This window comes from Synechococcus sp. RC10A2 (assembly GCF_047502605.1).
The window spans coordinates 44,664-61,690 of sequence record NZ_JANSHP010000129.1 but is presented as its reverse complement, the minus strand read 5'-3'; the positions used below and the strand labels follow the sequence as shown (position 1 = coordinate 61,690).

Annotated in this window: 13 protein-coding genes; 3 read left to right on the top strand and 10 right to left on the bottom strand. The window is 59.8% G+C overall.

The features are described 5' to 3' along the window. Positions 1 to 178: 178 nt before the first annotated feature. From NW848_RS17320 to nrdJ, 9 genes are all read right to left on the bottom strand, one after another. The gene (locus NW848_RS17320) at positions 179 to 553 is read right to left on the bottom strand and encodes a response regulator (protein WP_011434291.1); all 375 of its coding nucleotides are present in this window, start codon (positions 551 to 553) and stop codon (positions 179 to 181) included. Positions 554 to 600: 47 nt separating this feature from the next. Next, complete coding sequence (locus NW848_RS17315; protein ID WP_011434290.1) at positions 601 to 1,845, bottom strand: response regulator; 1,245 nt, start codon at positions 1,843 to 1,845, stop codon at positions 601 to 603. A 388-nt stretch (positions 1,846 to 2,233) separates the two neighbouring features. Next, positions 2,234 to 2,713, bottom strand: a complete 480-nt coding sequence (locus NW848_RS17310; RefSeq protein ID WP_011430977.1) for a bis(5'-nucleosyl)-tetraphosphatase — start codon at positions 2,711 to 2,713, stop codon at positions 2,234 to 2,236. A gap of 6 nt (positions 2,714 to 2,719) precedes the next feature. Continuing rightward, positions 2,720 to 3,943, bottom strand: coding sequence for a hypothetical protein (locus NW848_RS17305; RefSeq protein WP_414508259.1), 1,224 nt, complete (start codon positions 3,941 to 3,943; stop codon positions 2,720 to 2,722). A 43-nt stretch (positions 3,944 to 3,986) separates the two neighbouring features. Continuing rightward, on the bottom strand, positions 3,987 to 4,187 hold the full coding sequence (locus NW848_RS17300; RefSeq protein ID WP_099834803.1) for a hypothetical protein: 201 nt from the start codon (positions 4,185 to 4,187) through the stop codon (positions 3,987 to 3,989). Between the two features lie 53 nt (positions 4,188 to 4,240). Next, the gene (locus NW848_RS17295) at positions 4,241 to 6,430 is read right to left on the bottom strand and encodes an argonaute PAZ domain-containing protein (RefSeq protein WP_414402883.1); all 2,190 of its coding nucleotides are present in this window, start codon (positions 6,428 to 6,430) and stop codon (positions 4,241 to 4,243) included. Positions 6,431 to 6,495: 65 nt separating this feature from the next. Continuing rightward, complete coding sequence (locus NW848_RS17290) at positions 6,496 to 6,963, bottom strand: hypothetical protein (protein WP_414346720.1); 468 nt, start codon at positions 6,961 to 6,963, stop codon at positions 6,496 to 6,498. 47 nt (positions 6,964 to 7,010) lie between these two features. Beyond that, the gene (locus tag NW848_RS17285; protein WP_414402884.1) at positions 7,011 to 8,111 is read right to left on the bottom strand and encodes a hypothetical protein; all 1,101 of its coding nucleotides are present in this window, start codon (positions 8,109 to 8,111) and stop codon (positions 7,011 to 7,013) included. Between the two features lie 156 nt (positions 8,112 to 8,267). Continuing rightward, positions 8,268 to 11,747 (bottom strand): ribonucleoside-triphosphate reductase, adenosylcobalamin-dependent, encoded by a 3,480-nt coding sequence (gene nrdJ / locus NW848_RS17280; RefSeq protein WP_414508260.1) that lies wholly within the window; start codon positions 11,745 to 11,747, stop codon positions 8,268 to 8,270. Between the two features lie 230 nt (positions 11,748 to 11,977). Between nrdJ and NW848_RS17275 the strand changes: the two genes are divergently transcribed. The 3 genes from NW848_RS17275 (at position 11,978) to NW848_RS17265 (ending at position 15,904) form a co-directional block, all read left to right on the top strand. Next, positions 11,978 to 13,192 carry a site-2 protease family protein gene (locus NW848_RS17275; protein ID WP_414402886.1) on the top strand — a complete coding sequence of 405 codons (1,215 nt, stop codon included), beginning with the start codon at positions 11,978 to 11,980 and terminating at the stop codon, positions 13,190 to 13,192. A gap of 91 nt (positions 13,193 to 13,283) precedes the next feature. After that, on the top strand, positions 13,284 to 14,591 hold the full coding sequence (locus NW848_RS17270; protein WP_414508261.1) for a M16 family metallopeptidase: 1,308 nt from the start codon (positions 13,284 to 13,286) through the stop codon (positions 14,589 to 14,591). Continuing rightward, positions 14,591 to 15,904, top strand: a complete 1,314-nt coding sequence (locus NW848_RS17265; protein WP_414508262.1) for a M16 family metallopeptidase — start codon at positions 14,591 to 14,593, stop codon at positions 15,902 to 15,904. Before NW848_RS17270 ends, NW848_RS17265 begins: the two co-directional genes overlap by 1 nt. Positions 15,905 to 16,133: 229 nt before the next feature. Here NW848_RS17265 and NW848_RS17260 read toward each other — a convergent pair whose 3' ends face one another. Further along, positions 16,134 to 16,853 (bottom strand): DUF554 domain-containing protein, encoded by a 720-nt coding sequence (locus NW848_RS17260; protein WP_011430987.1) that lies wholly within the window; start codon positions 16,851 to 16,853, stop codon positions 16,134 to 16,136. Positions 16,854 to 17,027 lie beyond the last annotated feature (174 nt).

The following is a 17,027-nucleotide window of genomic DNA, read 5'->3' as shown; positions in this document are numbered from 1 at the left end:
AACTGTAGATGTAAGTACAGCTCGCCGGTACGGGTAGAAGTAGGGCTGTGTGGGGAGAAAGCTACCGCCATTGCCGTTCTCGCTCTGCCAATTCTAAGACATCTCCTAAGAACAATTCGTGATAATCACAGGGATCCTAACTGGAGGCGCAGCTCAGCAAGGACAGGAGTGGCAAAAATCATGAGCTCGGGCTGAGCACTACTGATTTCACGGCCCGCAAAATGTCTTCGCGGGTAAAAGGCTTGGTCAGATAAAGATCGATCCCTTGCTTCATGCCCCAGAGTTTGTCCAGCTCTTGATTTTTAGAAGTACAGGCCACAACGGGCAACTTTTGGGTTTCCGGGTTTTTCTTGATTTGGCGGCACAATTCCAGCCCGCTCATGCCTTCCATGACCAAGTCCGTCAGCACCACATCGGGTTTGTCGTTGCGGATCTGCTGCAATGCCTCTTGGGCGTTGGCCACCGCTACCACCTGATAGCCTTCTGAGCGGAGGTAATCGCTGATGAGCTGTCGCTCCGAGGCCACATCTTCCACCACAAGAACTTTCACCATGATCGACATCTCCTTATCTCTTTTTCGACGAACCTTTAGAGGGATCCCTAGCTGAGATAGCGAAACACCATCTGCAGCAATTCTTCCTGCCGAAAGGGCTTGGTCAGGTAATCGGTGGCACCGGCCAGGCGCGCCTTCACCCGATCGATCAGACCTTTGTGGCCTGTGACCATCACCACCGGCACATCCTTTAACACGGAGGATTTGCGGATGAGGCTGCACAATTGGTAGCCATCCACGTTGGGCATACCCACGTCCAGCAGGATCAAATCTGGCTTGAGGGTGGTCAGCTTCATCAGGGCTTTCAAAGAGTCGCTGATGGTGTGAATGACCAGGTTGTGCCCTTCCAACAACCGCTGCAACTCGCTGAGCATGGCTTCGCTGTCGTCAATACAGGCCACAATCCAGGTTTTCGAGGCCTGGGGAGATGGGCCTAGATCTGCAAGCCCGTTGGCCAGGTGAAGAGGGACGGTGGGAGTTTCTGAGGGCTGTGATTCTGTCTCAAGCTTGGCCGAGTAGGTTTTGGGCAGCCGATCAAAGGGGGGCTGGGGATCCCGCAGGACAAGGATACCGGCTTTGACCAGAGGATGTAGGCGGCGAGCGATCTGGAGGTCGTCTTGATCGAGAAGGGCGCTCAACTGGCGGAAGCTAAACCCCTTCAGTAACCGGCCTAGCCGTTCCTGTTGCTCGGCGGGAAGGCGTTCTGCCTGGGCCCGGCTGGCAAAGTAGGGCCGTTGGTAGGGGGAGGTGATCTCAGGCCCCAAAGATTGCCATGCCCGTAGCCGCTTTTGGATCAGGTCGAGCAGGGATCCCCCATCCCACTGGCCCAGGGTGGGCACGTTGTCCAGTGGGATGATCTCCTGCTGAAAGCCCCCTGGAACCAGCAACAGATTTTGCAGCACCTCCTCGCCGATCCAAGCATTCAACCTGCGCGCAGCTTCCCAAGGCAGCAGTTGCTCCGTTACCATCCAACTCAGCCCCAGAAGGTCTGCAGGTAGAGGCCCAGTCTCCTGAGCCAATAGCGCCTCCACCTGCCGATGGATGCGTAGGCAATTTTGGCGAGTCAGAGAAAAGACTTGATGGCTGAGCCGACGCAGGTGGCGATCCAAGCGCTCCAAGGGCTCCAAGCTGTGGTGAGCAAACCCCAGGCGACCTTGGTGAAACACCAATGACCAAGTGCCCAGCCCCTCCCCTTTGTCCAAGGCACTGAAATACCGAACAACTCCTGTGAAGCTGACCTCTGCGTTCAGCAGATGGGCCGAGACTTCTGTACAGACGGGGGGACGGTTCATGGGTCGAGAGGACGTGCTCGGACAATTTCCTGCGCTGAGGTTGATGACACGACTGAAGTCTTAGCTACCCCACAAGCCGGTGAAAAAATGCTTTCCAGAATACAGTTCAAGCCCAGCCCTGACCCAGACGAGATCTTTAGATGAGCCAAGCCCAACAAGACGGCCAAGGCTGCACGAACTCAAAGGCAGTTTCAGCGTTCAATCCGTATTCAGAAAAACTCTCCTCCTGGGGAGATCGATGACTATTGCTCATCAGCCAATCTCTAAAGGTGAAGGCTATCCCTCAGATTGTCTGCTGGCTTTCTTACTCGGGAACTTCCCACGGAAAGCCTGCAGGACAAGATAGTAAAGGTAACCCCGATAAACCTCTTCCGTAAAAATACGGAACTTAGGTCTTCTCCAATTTCCAAAGCTGCTCCAAATGGGCTTGGCAGCGGCGCAGGAGCTGGCGACTTTCTTCAAAGCTGATCTGCTCCAACGCCTCGGGGTAGGAGCACCAGCGGTAGGCGGCCACCTCTTCTGGCTGCACCTGCAGCTCAGGGGGAGGAAACTGGGGTGGCAGCAGAGCCACGTAGTAGGTGACGGTCTTGGCCACCGCGTTTCCCTCGGGATCTATAAAAGTGTAGGCCTCTTGCAGCGTCAAAGGGCCAGGCTGGCCGGGCAGGGTCAGGAGCTGGTAGTCGGTTAGGCCGGTTTCTTCCCGCAACTCCCGCTGGGCTGCCGCCAAGTCGCTTTCCCCCTCATCTTTGTGGCCTTTGGGAAAGGCCCAGTGCCCCTTCTGATGCTGGATGAGCAGGTAGAGATGGGATCCCTGGGCGGGCGGGAGGGGCAGGATCGGGATTACGCCGTAGGCGGCATCGGTCAGCATGGGGAGCTAGTCTCCAAAGAGTTTGATGGCGGGCGGCCTGGGATCGAAAACCCCGTTGGGATCCACCCGCGGGCGCTCCACCCCTTGCAGGGGATAGAGAGGGCGACCCGTGTCGAATTGAAAGAGGTAGATAGGCAACTGGCTGCTCCCCAAAGGCAAGAAGGCTAGGGTATCGATCTGGGTAAGGGCGTTGCGGCTGGCCGGTCGGGTGAGGTTAAAGGCGGCGATGCGGTCTTCCAAGGGGGTCTTGGCCTCGCTGCGTCGGCCTAGGCCAATGCTAAATTGCTGGTTTCCCTGCTCATCCACCCCCAAAACCTGCACATCTCCTAGCTCCACTGGGGGCGTGCTCTCCGGCAGGCCGGCCACCACCGGCGGCGCATCCACCGGCGGCTGCGAGGGCAAAAAGCGCAGCTGCACCCCCTCCGGCAGGATGCGGTAGTCCTGGTAGTCGTGCCGGATGGAAAGGGATCCCCTGAACAGGCGGCGGGTCAGGCCCTCCAGCGTCCAAAACCCGTAGGCCAAATTGATGCGGGTGCTCTCCGGCAGCCAGTAGCTAACCCCTGCCTGGGGATCCGGCACTGCCGCAAACCCTATCAGGGCATAGGCCTGTCCCCACACCCCCGACAAAAACAAGAGCACCTGCCGCGGCAGCCCCGACTCCGGATCCAGCCACAGCTCCCGCACCTGGCCCTCTTGGAGAGGCTCTAAACGCAGATGCTGGACAGGGGATCCCGCCAGAGTTACCCGTTCTGAGGAGAGGACGCGGTAGCGGCTGGGATCAGCCTCTAGATGAAAGCTCACCGAGGGCAGGAGCGCTTCGGGCCGGCTCACGTACACGGAATACAGCTTGAGCAAGTCCGATTGGTTCACCGCTTCCAGTTGCCGCGAATCCAACAGGCGAACACGATCCCCCTCGGCTACCCAAGCCTGCCAACTGCCGTCGCGGCAATAGAGCACATCCAAGGTGGCTGTAAAGGTTTGGGATCCCTCCACCCGCACCTGCTGGCGGTACTGCAGGTTGGGCGGAGGTGGCAGTTGGCGCAGAGCAGCGTTGTAGCGCTGCAGCCAAGCTTGGGGATCTTGCTCAGAGCTTGGGAGAGAAGCGGGATCCGACTGGGCCAAGGCCAGATCCGCCGCCTGGAGGGCAACCAGCCCTGCTAGCAGGAGTACCGCCCCGCCGAGGGATCCCTGCCGTTGCCACCTTCTCGGGTCGGACTGTTTGGGGGACATCAGCTTACCTTACTCTTCAAAGGGATCCCTCCTGTCTGTCCGCCTACTCGATGGAAATAGACTGAGGGCCTTGGGTGGGGGCGGGCGGATCCTCTACCCTCAAGCCCTGGGACTCCAGCCAGCTCCGCAGCGGATCTTGCCTGATGTCCAAGCGCAGCAGGCCGCTTAGGAAGCCCCCGCAGAAGACAACGGGGTTACTCAAAAAGGTCTTCCAGACCTCGTTGTTGGTGAACATAGTCGGCATCCCAAACCCTTCCCCATCCTAGCAGGGCCCTCAGGGGAGAGCCTCCTTCCTTGCTAGACGGCAATTAACTTCTGGCGATCTATGTTTTGCAGGATACTGAAGATGTTATCGCCAAGGCGCTGGAACTCCTTGCCGCTTTTGTCGGCAAAATGGAGCACCCAGGGCAGCCTACAGGCTTGGAAGCCACTGGCAGGATGAAGTTGAGAGAGGTGATAGGTTTGTAAAGCCAGAACTTCCAAGGGAGTCTTGCCGTGCTCGTGGATCGCTCGCAGAGGTCTTGCACTGCCGAGGGAGTTCCCACCTTTTCTAATGGGCTGGCTTGTTATTAGAGTAAACGACTTTCGCGAGTAGTCGAAAACAACAGTGCCTATTTTGGCATCTTTGTACTTACCTTTTCCTTCTTCTATTCCCATTCTTCCTGTACCGCTTTTGCGTATGCCAACAATATCCACAGCAATCTTTTCTTTTTCTAGCTCCTCAATTGTTCTACTAAATTCGCCTCCTTGAACTAAACCATCCCTCATCAAGAGAACCTTGCTTGGATATCGACTAAGCTTGTCATAAAACCTATTGACAAGTTTGGACACAGTTTGATAAATTGCGTCCCCGGAGAAGGTTTCTCCTCTCTGCACAGCAGGTAGCTCCCAACCTAAGCTCTGCCCATCAGCCAGAACAGCGAAAGCAGAGGCTCCGTAGTATAGCCGCCGATTGGTTCCCACATCGAAGCCGATGATCAGCTCAGGGCCTACAGGATCGTCGAGGGGTTCCAGGAGTACCGGCTGCCACGCTGCCTTGCACAGAAGCCCGAGGACGACGTTTAGAGCCTTGTAGGGATCAGCCCCAGGGATCATAAACTGAGTCGCTATCCCTGCTTCAAGGGCCTCCATGCGGATCCTTTGCTTGCGCTCATTGGGTGACCAAGGCATAACGACCAAAACCGTTTTGATCCCTTGCTCAGCCCAGGTTTGCCAGAACCTTTTTCGGGCGAGATCGCCCTCAGGCAAGTCTTGCTGAGTGGCATAGAAGTCTACTTCAATTTCCGCGCCGCTTTTTTGGGCTACCTCAAGCAAGCAGTTGAGCACTTCGCTAGGGTACTCTCGCTTGTCGTCATAGAGGTTTAGACATGCAAACTTGGTCTCGCCTACCTTCGCACATCCCCGGTATCTAACCCGAGCAGGATTTTCAACTGGTCTGCGACCCGATCCCAATAGCTTTGGCTTGGGCAGGATGTAGCCTTGGGTCTTTAGCGGCTTAATTTCCTCAGGGGAAAGTTTGTAGACTTCCTTTATAATGGTCCTCGCAGTCTCTTCGGACTTTTCGAATCGTTCTTTCAAACTTTTTCTGATGCACTCGATAACAGCGGCGCTAACTTTTCCGCCAGGGCTTCTGTTGTCTTCTAGACTGGCTAGCATCTCCAAGGTTAAAGCAGGCGATAACCTTCGGGAGAGATGGGGATAACGTCTTTCCTTTGATGCTACTTCGACTACCCAAGAGCTCTCAACTTCTTCTACAAGTGCATTGTACTTCTGCAAATGATACTCCGCCAGACTGATGTTCTGCTCTGGTAACCGAATCTCCCGTGGGGATTGGTTAGAAAGAATACCCAGATATTTCCAAGTCAAACGTTTGCCGTTCGCATCAAAGTATGTATTTCGCACAATCTCGATTGGAACGTCCGGATAGCTTTCCAACCATTCATGCAAAGTCCACGGCGTGTAGAAGCGGTAATGAATATCGACTTCTAAGTAAAGCTTTCCGTCTGGTTCGACGGCAACATCTATCATTCTCCCTCTGTGGATTTCCCAGCCTTCTCCGGAAAGTTCTACCTCTTTCTGAGCAGTCACCCACCAGAGCAGGCCGCCTCCTATCCATTCGACTTCAGTTTTCTTGTACTGAGATTTAAGGCGCAACCCTATCCTCTTGCGCTCAAAGCTTTCGAGGGCGCTTCTTTCTTGAGCATTGGCACAGGTTAGAACCCTAAGCCCACGCTCTTCCAACTCCCACTCTGGTGTTTTGAGCTGGCTGGGCGAAACTCTTTCCTGCGTGATAATGCGACTTCCCAAACGAGCAGCTATTACATCTAGCCGATTGCAAACCCTAGCGATAGCTCTCTGCTCTTCTCCTAGCTCCGGGGGTGGGTTTGGCCTACAGTCGTACTCATAAAAGGTGAGGTCTTCCTGAGCTAGCTCCTTAACAAGAAAGCGATTGAGGATAACTGGAACTTCTTGCTGAAGCAGTCTCATTAGCAAACTTTGCGTTTAAGCTCCTCTCTAGGATAAGCCCTAATTGTCTCAATCGTGCCCCTAGGTCAGGGCTGAAACAACTCGGGCGGGGCCAGGTCATAGCTAAACGCCTCAGCTTCAAAGTGGCCGCTCATGCCCACCACTTGCCATTCGGCGCTGCGATTTCCCTGCTGGAAGCGCAACCGCTGCGCCCGCAGCGGTACTACCTGGAGGACCTCGGCTGGAAACGCCTGGTACTCTCCCAGGTACTGCCGGGGATCCGGCGGCAGGTCGGCACTGCTTTCGATTTGAATCCAAAACACTCGTCCCGCCTGGTTGCCGTAGGCCCGGATCTGCTCTTGGCCTTGGTAGTGCTCCACGCCGCGCAGCCGCTGCCGCCCCACTTGCATAGACTTAGCCCACTCCGGCAAGGGATCCCCCAAGCTAATCGGCCAGGCTGGTGCACCCAACCCCAGCCAACACAACAGCAGCAGAACCCAGACCCAGGGCCAGCGGCGTGTCCTTCGATGGGCAGGGATCCCTTGGGCAACCATCACTTTCCTCCGCAGTTAACTCGAGGCTTCAGAAGAGGGGATCGGCCTCAGCGCAGGCGAAAGCCGATCCGCCCCCTTTCAATATCAAAGGCAACATCGGCGTTGAAAAACAGGGGCATGCCCAACAGTTGCACGCTCTGGTTGCCGTTGACAAAGATCCGATCCCGGCTGGGCGTTACCGGAAAGCCAACCCGGATGCGGTAGTCAAAGGCTCCTCCCAGCACAGCTCGCCACTCCGAGCCTGGGGGTAGGGTAGCGGTGGGAAAAGGAGCGGATCCCAATAGTCGAACGTTGAGGAAGATGTCGGAAGCGCCGCTGTCAAATACGGTGGGGCTAGGGACATTTTGAATAGAAGTGTTGCCAATGCTGTAGGCCACCTGCAGGGCCTCATCCCGCCAGATGGGTGTGCCATCGGGAAAGCTACCCACCTGGGGCAGTTGCCGGAAACTGAAGCCGGCGGTGTTGGCCTCCGTCAGGCCGACTGTGAAAAGGCCTTGAACAGAGTCGAACCCCCCTGTCTGAACAATGTACCCAGAGCGGAAATTGCCCGGCAGGCGGGTGAGGGGACTAAACAAGTTGCGATCGGGGCTGCGCTCGTCCAAAGAGGTGCCGAGGATCCCGGCAAAGGGGCGCCCTGGCCCAAACAGGTTGTCGGAGCAGGTAGCCACCAGGGGCTCCACACAGGTGATTTGGTCGATCAACTGAATCGTGACCGGCTCCCGGCTCTGGATCCCACCCAAGCTGAAGGGAGCGCGAGCCAGCACACCGATAAATTGCGTGCCATCGGCGAAGGTTACCGTGGAAGGGATCCCCGTCCGCTCTAAGCCAAAGCGCCCTGCCACCGACGACAGAATACGCAGCCCTGCTGAGCCGGTATCCAGAAGCACTTCAGCCTCGCTTCCAGCCACACCCACTGTCAAGCCCAGCAACTTAAAGCGGCTGGTGCCCAGAGTGCGCACCGCTAGAGGAATCGACCGGCTGCCCGGCTCAGGCGGAGGAGGGATCAATCCAGGAGGGGAGGTCCCAGAGCCCTTGAGGCTAGAACAGGCGATCCCCAGCAGCACCGCCAGCGCCAGCACCAGCCCCCTCAGCCTGCGCCAGATTTCCACCGTCCAGGCTTTCCTCGGGAGCTGCGCTCCTGTCTGCATCAGATCCTCCAGCCACCAAACGCTCGAGCAGGGAAAACCGGACCGTGCCAACCCCCCCTGCCCCTAGCTTGCCGAGGGGGCTGCCAAGGCGCGCAGTGCTCGGATTCCCGGCCAAGAACAGTGTAGCCAGAGCCCGAGGCGGGATCCCCCCCTCTGCTAACGGGACGGGTTCTCGCCCTGCGAGCTAGCCTCCGGCATCAGACAGCCGAGGGCATCACACCCTGCTGGACCCTCTGCTATTAGGGCGAGGTTGCGGTCATAGCGCGCCAGCGCCTCGTAAAAGTTGTCGGTCTTTCGTCTTTGCTTGACCTCGGCCATCAGCCGCTCGTAGGTGGCCTTGTCGATTTTCTCGAAGGGCAAGCGGGGGAAGGGAGCGTCGAAGCGGGCCAGCAGTGCTGCGCTGATGTAGCCCTCGTCGTCGCGGATGGCCTCGTAAATGCGGGATCCCAGCGCTTCGATCTCGTCCTCGCGCAGCTCGATGGTGGCGGAGGTGTTGTGGGTGGTGTAGTACTTTTGCACCTGCATGTAGAAGTCAAACTGAGCCAGGGCAGAGAAGCGCTCAACCTCAATCTCCTCGGCGCCGGGCAAATTGGCCCACTCCACCTCCACCGGCAGCTCCACCAACCACTCGGTGCAGCGGGGATCAAAGGGGTCGTTGAGCAGGTTGCCGTGCTCATCCTTGTCAGACTGGGCGGGCACCACCGAGTAGCCGTAGTCCAGGCAGGCCAGGGCCACGGGGTCGTTTTTGGCAAAGGTGATGCGGCGAATGTAGCGCTGAGCCTTGGGCGGGTGCCAGCCGGGAGAGGCGTTAGTCAGGAGCGACTTGGTGCCGGCAGGTTGAACGGTGGTGCAGCGGTTGGGGCGGCGCAACCCGTGACGGTCGCAGTAGTCCCAAACCACGCGGTGAACGACCTCCTTCCAGAAGCTGAGGTATTCCCGCTCCTGCTGCTTAAACTCCCGCCCCAGAGGCGTATCGGGCCTCCCTTCCTGCCACCAGCGCAGCCAGTCCACCCCAAAGGCTTTGACGCAAAAGTCAAATAGACCAGTAAACGAGACGCCGACAATGGGATCCCATTCCCTTGAGCGCTGGAAGCGGGGCTCAACAAAGCGGTGGTGCAATAGCGCCGCAGCCGACAGGGCCCCTGCCGTAAAGGCCTCCTCTTGCTCCTGGCGGTTGTGGGGATCTAGCCGGTTGAGGTGGATCTCGGCCAGATTGCAGTGGAAGTCGCATCCGATGATCTCACCGCAGTTGTGGACAACCAACCCATTGGCATCAAAGCAGCTTGGGCCGGGCACGGTGCAGTCATAGACCGGTTCCACGCCGTCAGGCTCCAGGGCTGCAACTGTAACCGTAAACCGCTCCCGGTTGAGCCGGCGCTGGTAGCTGCCGAGCAGTTCACCTAGCTTCTGAGCTTTGCGCGGTTCTCGAAAGCCCACCACTGCCTGAAACTGGTGCAGGTTGTCCCCGCTAATGACCAGCTCGTGCTGCACCTGGCAGGCGTAGGGGGCTGGCTGGCGCTTGCTATCAGGCAGCAGACGATACCCAGCGGGACGGCGATTCTCGTAGATGACCGAGACAATCCCTAGACGCGCCAGCATGCGCTGCACAGCTTTGAGGGTGTCCAGGTTGCTTTGGGAAAGCCGCACACTAACTCCCTTCTCTTGACCGCCCTGCACACTGCCGTCTGCGTCAAACAGGCCGCACAAAAAGCCGCGGTGGAAATCAAAGCTTGTGGCTTCCAGTGCCGCAGTCATTTGCTTCTGTCCTGGAGCCATGCCGAACTTAGCTGCCAGTTTCGCCAAGCCGGTGGAATGGATAACCCGGCACTTCAGCTTGGGGTGATAACAGGTCTCTGGCCGGCGAGGTTCGTACCCTACCGCAGCCTGCAACAACTGAGCCCCATGGAGGCTCATCTCCTGCTGCGTATCCTGCCCATAGCGCAGTACAGCCGTGTCATTCCACTGGGTTGTGGCAAGGCTGCCGTCGCCCAGCAAATTCCCCAAGAGCCAGCCTTCCTCCCAGGTCCCCTCACCATCCCAGGGGGTTAGGTCGCGATGGTTGTGCAGCAGAATGCGGTCGCCCGGGCGGAGCTCTTCTGCCGGCACCCATTCCGTGTATTGCGCCTTTGGAGTCTGGGCAATGACTTTGAGAACACGATGGTTGCCCGTCAGCCGAAGAGAAAATCCCTCCTGGGTCACCAGCTTGAGCACGGGCTTGGTGCCGGAGTAGAAAAACCCCTCTGGCGTCGTGCTGAATAGCTCGCCGTTGACGTAGGTGCTGTGCTGCTTGCCAATAAGGTCTTTCACCTGGCGCGGGCCGTCGCCCGTGTGGATCCAAGTGTCTGCGGTAACGCAGGGGTTCAGCCCATACCGTTGCACCCTATGCCACGTTGGCGGTTGGACAGACGGAGAGCTACTAGCTGCCTGCCGCTCCTCTATCCAGCGCCTAGCTCCCTCGGGTCCCTCCGAGGCATAGACGTTGAGGAACTCCCGCTTCAGCTCCGGGGTGTTGATTAGGTCGGCGTTGGCCCGCGCTACGGCCTCCCCAGCCCACTGGATGGCCCCCTCGCCGGAGTAAAACTGCTTGCGCACGGCAGCAATGCACTCTTCCCGCGTTGGCTTGCGGTGAAACACCCGGGTGTGGTTGGCCATGCGCAGGGCATCTCGCTCAGGGTCAATTCTCCAGTTGCCCTGCTCGTCCTGCTGCCAGAGATTGTCTTTGGCGCTAGATCCCAGCTCGTCGTCGGCGGCAAACTGGCGCATACCTGCACTACGGCGGATATTCCCCGCCACCACCGTTGCGGCCGCCTCATCAATGAGCAGGCAGCACTCCACCGAGTTCAGTTGCCTGCCCACGGCTTTGTTGAGGATGGCGGCACAGCGCTGGTACAAGCCGGGCAGCTTGATGGGGTTGGCCACGCCCCCAAACCCTTTTAGCCGCTCCCCAGCGGGGCGCACATGGCTGAGATCCACTGTCACCTCCACCTGACCCCCAAAACTGGGATCCGCCGCCAGCTCCAAGAGAGCTTGGTAAGACTCCACCCAGCCGCGGCGGCTATCGCCCACCTGGATGTGCACGTGAGAGCCCTGGCGCTGGATGCGGGTGTGTTCCTGCCGCGCTTCGGGGGGGGTGGCACCAATGGATCCTACTACCTGCACCTCTAGGCGGCTGAGGATGGGGGGCAACTGGCTGATGAACTGAGGCTCCAGCACCGCTCCCGTGCCACAGCCCATCATGGCCAGATCCATCATCAGGCCAAAGGAGCGCCAGTCCACCACGGTGAGGCTAGTGCAGTTGTAGGCGCCGGAGTAGTTTTCCGGCTTCTGGATCCACTCGGTGCCCATCACCCACAGGGCCCGACCTGAGATCAACGCTTTCAACTGCCGCTGCAGACGTTCCAACAGCTCCCGCTCCTGGGGAGTAAGGCGCCCTAGGCGGGCAATATCGGCCAGGGTGCGATCGCAGACGTCACTCCAAGTCTCGCGGCTGCCATCGGGGCGGCGCCGACTATAGGTGCGGTAGAACACTGGGGCAGCCGTTGGGGCTGTCGCGGGGAACTCGTCTACAAAACCTGGCGCTTGTTCCTGGGGCGAGGGTACCGCTTTGCTCTGCTCGTAGGAGGAAGTCGATACCATAGCTGTTTCCGTCGTCCCCCAGAAAGAGGGACAAAAAAATAGGGTCACTGCGGCTAACCCGGCCGCTCTAGCAGGGTTGCCTGGTTTGCTGGACAGCTACCCAGGGTACCACAAGGATTCGCTGCGAAGCCCCGGAAAGGGCTAGAGTGGAAAGGAAGGGATCCCAAGGAGAAAGGTTGCCTGCTGTCCTAAAAGCCCTCCTGGGCAAGAGCTGTGTAGGAGTTAAGGCCATGACCAGTCGCCTGCGCATCGGGAATTTGTGGGGGATCCCCTTGTTCCTCGACTACACCTGGTTTCCAGCGGCTCTGCTGCTGGTGCTCTCCTACGGGGTGGTGCCAGCGGTGGGGCTTTTTCTTTCGCTATTGGCCCATGAGTTGGCCCACAGCCTAGTCGCCCGGGCCTATGGAGTACGGGTGAGCTCCATCACCCTGTTCATCTTTGGCGGCATGGCGGCCATTGAGCGAGAAGTGCCTCGCCCCCTGGGCGCTTTTTGGGTGGCTTTGGCAGGGCCCCTTCTCAGTTTGGGCTTGTTTGTCCTCTTCAGCGTGGCTGGAGCTTGGGCGGGGCCAGGGTCGCCGCTGACCTCAATGCTGGCCAGCTTGGCTGCCATCAACCTAGTGATTGCCCTGTTTAACCTGCTGCCAGGGCTGCCCCTGGATGGGGGGCAGATGCTCAAAGCAGCCATCTGGGGTTGGACAGGGGATCGGCAAAAGGGCATGTTGTGGGCAGCTCGAGCTGGCCAGGGAGTGGGCTGGGGCTTGGTGGGCCTGGGTCTAGTAGTGGTATTTTTGGGGAGCCTCAATGGCCTTTGGACGGGGCTAATTGGCTTGTTTATTTTAAGTAGCGCCCGTCGCTACGAGCAGTATGCGCAGCTGCAGCGGGTGTTGGCTCGCCTGAAGGCCGCAGATGTCATGAGCCGCCGCTTTCGCGTGGTGGATGCGGGCATGAGCCTGCGGGAGTTTGTCGATCGCTACCTGATCCCTGCCTCCCTCCAGCCAGAGACCGCAAGAGGCGTTCAGGAAGTGTACTTTGCCGAGGAGGACGGTCGCTACCGGGGCTTGGTTAGGCCGGAACTGCTCAACGACATCGAGCGCAGCCAGTGGGATCACCTCACCCTCAAAGCCATTCTCAAGCCAATGGAGCAACTTCAAGGGGTGCGGGAGGAAACTCCCATTGTCCAGGTCATCCAGATGATGGGCCAGGCGGAGTCGCGCCGAGTCTTGGTCTTCACCCCCAGCGGCGCCATTGCCGGCCTGATCGATCGGGGAGACGTGGTGGCCGTAGCCGCGCGGGAGCTGGGAGTGACCCTGCCTAAGGAAGTGGTGCAGCGGGTGCGCGAAAGTGAAGAATGGCCGCCTGGCTTTCAGGTAGAAGAGAGCCTAGTTGGTGAGGGATCCCCCAGCTTGTCGTGGCCAGGATCAACGGATACCCCTTCCCAAGACTAGTAAAGATAAACCCAATTGCTCCCTGAAGGCTCTCAGCGGCGGTTGTGCGAGTAAGATTAAGTTTGTTCTCTGCTGATTAAGAACTTTGACCTTGAGCCGCGCACCGCGTCTTCTTCCTGCTTACACCCATCGCCTAAACAACGGGCTAAGCGTCATTCTTCACCCCCTTCCCATTGCCGATTCGGCCACGGTGGACGTCTGGGTCCAAACAGGCGGGCGCAACGAGCCGTTGCAGTGGCTGGGCATATCCCACTTTCTGGAGCACATGGTCTTTAAGGGCAGCGAGCGGCTGGCCCCCGGGGAGCTGGACCGGGTTATTGAAGGGCGGGGAGGGATCACCAACGCTGCCACTGGCCAGGATTACACCCACTACTACATCACCGTAGCTGCCACCGACCTGCCGGATACTTTGCCCTATCTGGCGGAGGCAGTGTTGCGGGCTGGGATCCCTCCGGAGGAGATGGAGCGGGAGCGCCAGGTGGTTTTGGAGGAGATTCGCCGCGCTGCCGACAACCTAGGGCACACGGCCTATCAGCTTCTCCTGGAAACTGCCTTTGGGGTGGAGCACCCCTATGGGCGACCCGTGCTGGGCACGCCAGAAAGCCTGATGGGGTTGACCCCAGAGCTGCTACGCGCCTACCACCGCGGCTGGTACCGACCCGAGTACATGACGGTGGTGGTGACGGGAGGCATCGATCCGGACCAGGTGCTGGCGCTGGTGGAAAGAGAGTTTGGGGATCCTGCCAGTGGCTCTGCCTGGACAAGGCCCCCAATCCCGCCTCAGCCCCGCCCCCAAGGGATCCTGCGCCGCGAGAGCACCCATACCCGCCTGGAGCAGGCTCGTCTAAAATTGGCCTGGCCCACCGTCAGCCTCGAGGCCTGGGAGCAGGTTTGCGGCCTGGAGCTGTTGGCCGTAGTGCTGGGGGAGGGCCGTAGTTCGCGGCTGGTGCATCTGTTGCGCGAGCAGCGGGGCTGGGTGAGGGCTATCGGCTGCTCTTCGCTGGTGCTGAAGGAGGGGGGGCTCTTTTGCATCAGCGCTCAACTGGAGGTAGAGGATTTGGCACAGGTGGAGTCAACCATCCTGCACGAGATCGAGAAGTTACAGCAGGACGGCATTGGCCAAGCGGAGCTGGATCGCGCCCGGCGCATGCTCACCCACGAGCTGCTCTTCTCCGCCGAGTCCCCCAGTCAACTGGCCAGCCTCTACGGCTACTACGAGACCCTGGTTGGGGTACAGCGCCTGCAGGAGTACCTGGAGCTGTTGCAAGCGTTTACTCCGGCGCAAATCCGCGAGCTGGCGCAGCAGTATCTCTCCCCTCAGGCTTACGTGGTCGCTCTGCTCAAGCCGGCTGCCTCTGACGCTGCCGCGGCTTCGGAGCTGCAACTGGCCTGCCGTTGATGGCCTTTCAGTCTTGGATCCCTTGCCCAATGCACCCCACCCTGTCCACCACCCAACGCGGCCATCTGCAGCGCCTCTGCTTGACCAACGGCATCACGCTGCTGGTGGGCCAGAACGCGGCGGTGGAGATCCTGGCTGCCCACTGTTTTTTTCGCGGCGGCAGCCGGGTAGAGCAACCGCAGCAGGCGGGCTTGAGCCAGTTGCTGGCCGCTGTCCTCACCAAGGGCACCCGGCAGCGCGACTCCCAGGCTATTGCCGCTTGGGTGGAATCGTTGGGAGCTTCCCTTTCGGTAGACAGCGCCGCCGATCATTTCGAGGTCGCCCTGCGCTGTGTAGCGGAGGATTTTCCGGAGCTGTTGCAGTTGCTGGCGGAGATCCTCCGCGATCCCAGCTTTCCCGAGGCAGAGGTGGCGCGGGAGCGGGACTTGATGCTGCAAGCCATTCGCGCCCGACAGGAACGGCCTTTCAGCTTGGCTTTTGATCAGGTGCGGCGGGCCCTCTATGGGGATCACCCCTACGCCCTGCCAGAGCTGGGAGGAGTGGAAACAGTGGGATCCCTGACCCGCGAGGATTTGCTGGCCTACCACGCCACCTACTGCCGCCCAGAGGGCATGGTGATGGCGGTGATCGGCCCAGAGCCGCCCGAGACAGTGGCGGCCCAAGTGGAAGCGGCTCTGGGAGATTGGGTGAGCGCCGGCCCGCCCGCCCCCGACCCAGCCCTGCCGCTGTCTCCCTTGGAGAGGCCGCAACTGCTGAAGCTGCCCCAGCCCACCCAGCAGACGACGATCTTGATGGGCTTCCGCGGCTCCCCTGCCGCTTCCGCCGACTATCCGGCCCTGAAGCTATTGGCCACCTACCTGGGCAGCGGCCTGTCCAGCCGCCTGTTTGTGGAGCTGCGCGAGCGCAGCGGCCTGGCCTATGAGGTCTCGGCCTTTTTTGCCACCCGCCGGGATCCCGCCCCTTTTGGGGCCTACCTGGGCACGGCACCGGAGAACACTTTGGTGGCCCTGGAGCGCCTGCAAGCGGAGATCCGTCGCCTCCACGACACCCTCCTGAGCGGCGAGGAAGTGGAGATGGCCCAGCGCAAGCTCTTGGGCCAATATGCCCTCAGCAAACAAACCAACGCCCAAGTGGCCCAACTGGCCGGTTGGTACGAGGTTTTGGGCCTGGGCCTGGAGTTCGACCAGCAGTATTTGCAGCGAGTAAGGCAGCTCACCCCTGCCCATCTCCATCAGGCCGCAACAACCTACCTGGTCAACCCGGCCATTGCCCTGGTGGGGCCGGAAGAAGCTTTGGCAAAAGTTGAACTGTAGGTGGGTGCCACGAGGCAGGCTGCCGACTTCTGCGCAGCGGCACGACGGGGCTTGCCGCGCACCGGGTCAGTTTCCGGATCAGGCTTTTTCAAGACGCGACCCTTACTGCTGCTGGCCCCCAGCAGCTAGGACGGCGGTCAGGGTAGGGCTTAGAGGATAGAGAGGGAGGTTCCAGACGCTCTTGTGCTGGGTTCCCTTCTCCCCCAGGGCGAGAGCCCCCTCCAGTTCCCTAGAAGTCGAGATCCCAGAGGGGGAAAAATCCCACCAGCAGCTCCACAATCACCAAAGCGGGCAGCAGGTTGGCCACCCGCAGGCGGGCCAGGCCGAGCAGGTTAATGCCAATACCCAGGATGAGGATCCCGCCAGTGGCTTCCAAGGCGGCGAGCAGGTCTGGGCGCAACAGCGGCTGCAGTTGCCGCGCCAGCAGGGCCACGCCTCCCTGAACCAAGAGCACCGGCAGGGCGGAAAACAGCGTGCCCCAGCCGAGGCTGGCCGTAAAGGCAAGGGTGGCAATGCCATCCAAGGCGGCCTTGACCAAGAGCAGCGAGGGATCCCCCAGGCCATCCTGGATAGCTCCCAGCAGAGTCATGGGGCCGACCACAAACAGGATGGTGGTGGTCACGAAGGCGCGGGCGATAGGGCTAGGGCCCAGCCAGGGGCTCACCCGCTTTTCCAGGCCCTGTCCCAGCCGCTCAAAGGCGGCCTCGAGGTCGATCCCTTCCCCCAGCAAAGCCCCCCCGATCAGGGCCAGCAAAACCGTTACCGCCTGGGCAGCGCTGCTGAGGGTGAGAGCCATCTGGATCCCCAAGACCAACACCAGGGATCCCAGGGCTTGCAACAGGGTTTGGCTTATGCGTTCGGGCAGGCGACGGCCCGCCGCCCAACCGAGGCCGCTGCCCACTAGGATCGCGAGGGCATTGACAAGGGTGCCGGTGCCGGGAGGAGCCATACAACGTGCCCAGAGCTAAGCTTTCTCGATTATTTCTCAGTCTCGGATATAAGGTTCGTCCCAAGCCTGCGCGGAAACACCTGGGCAGATGCACCATTTCTGCTGCCGATCCTGGCTATACTGAGGACACGCCCGCCCAGGCTAGAGGTGGGCTTTTACTCGGCAAAAATTCAG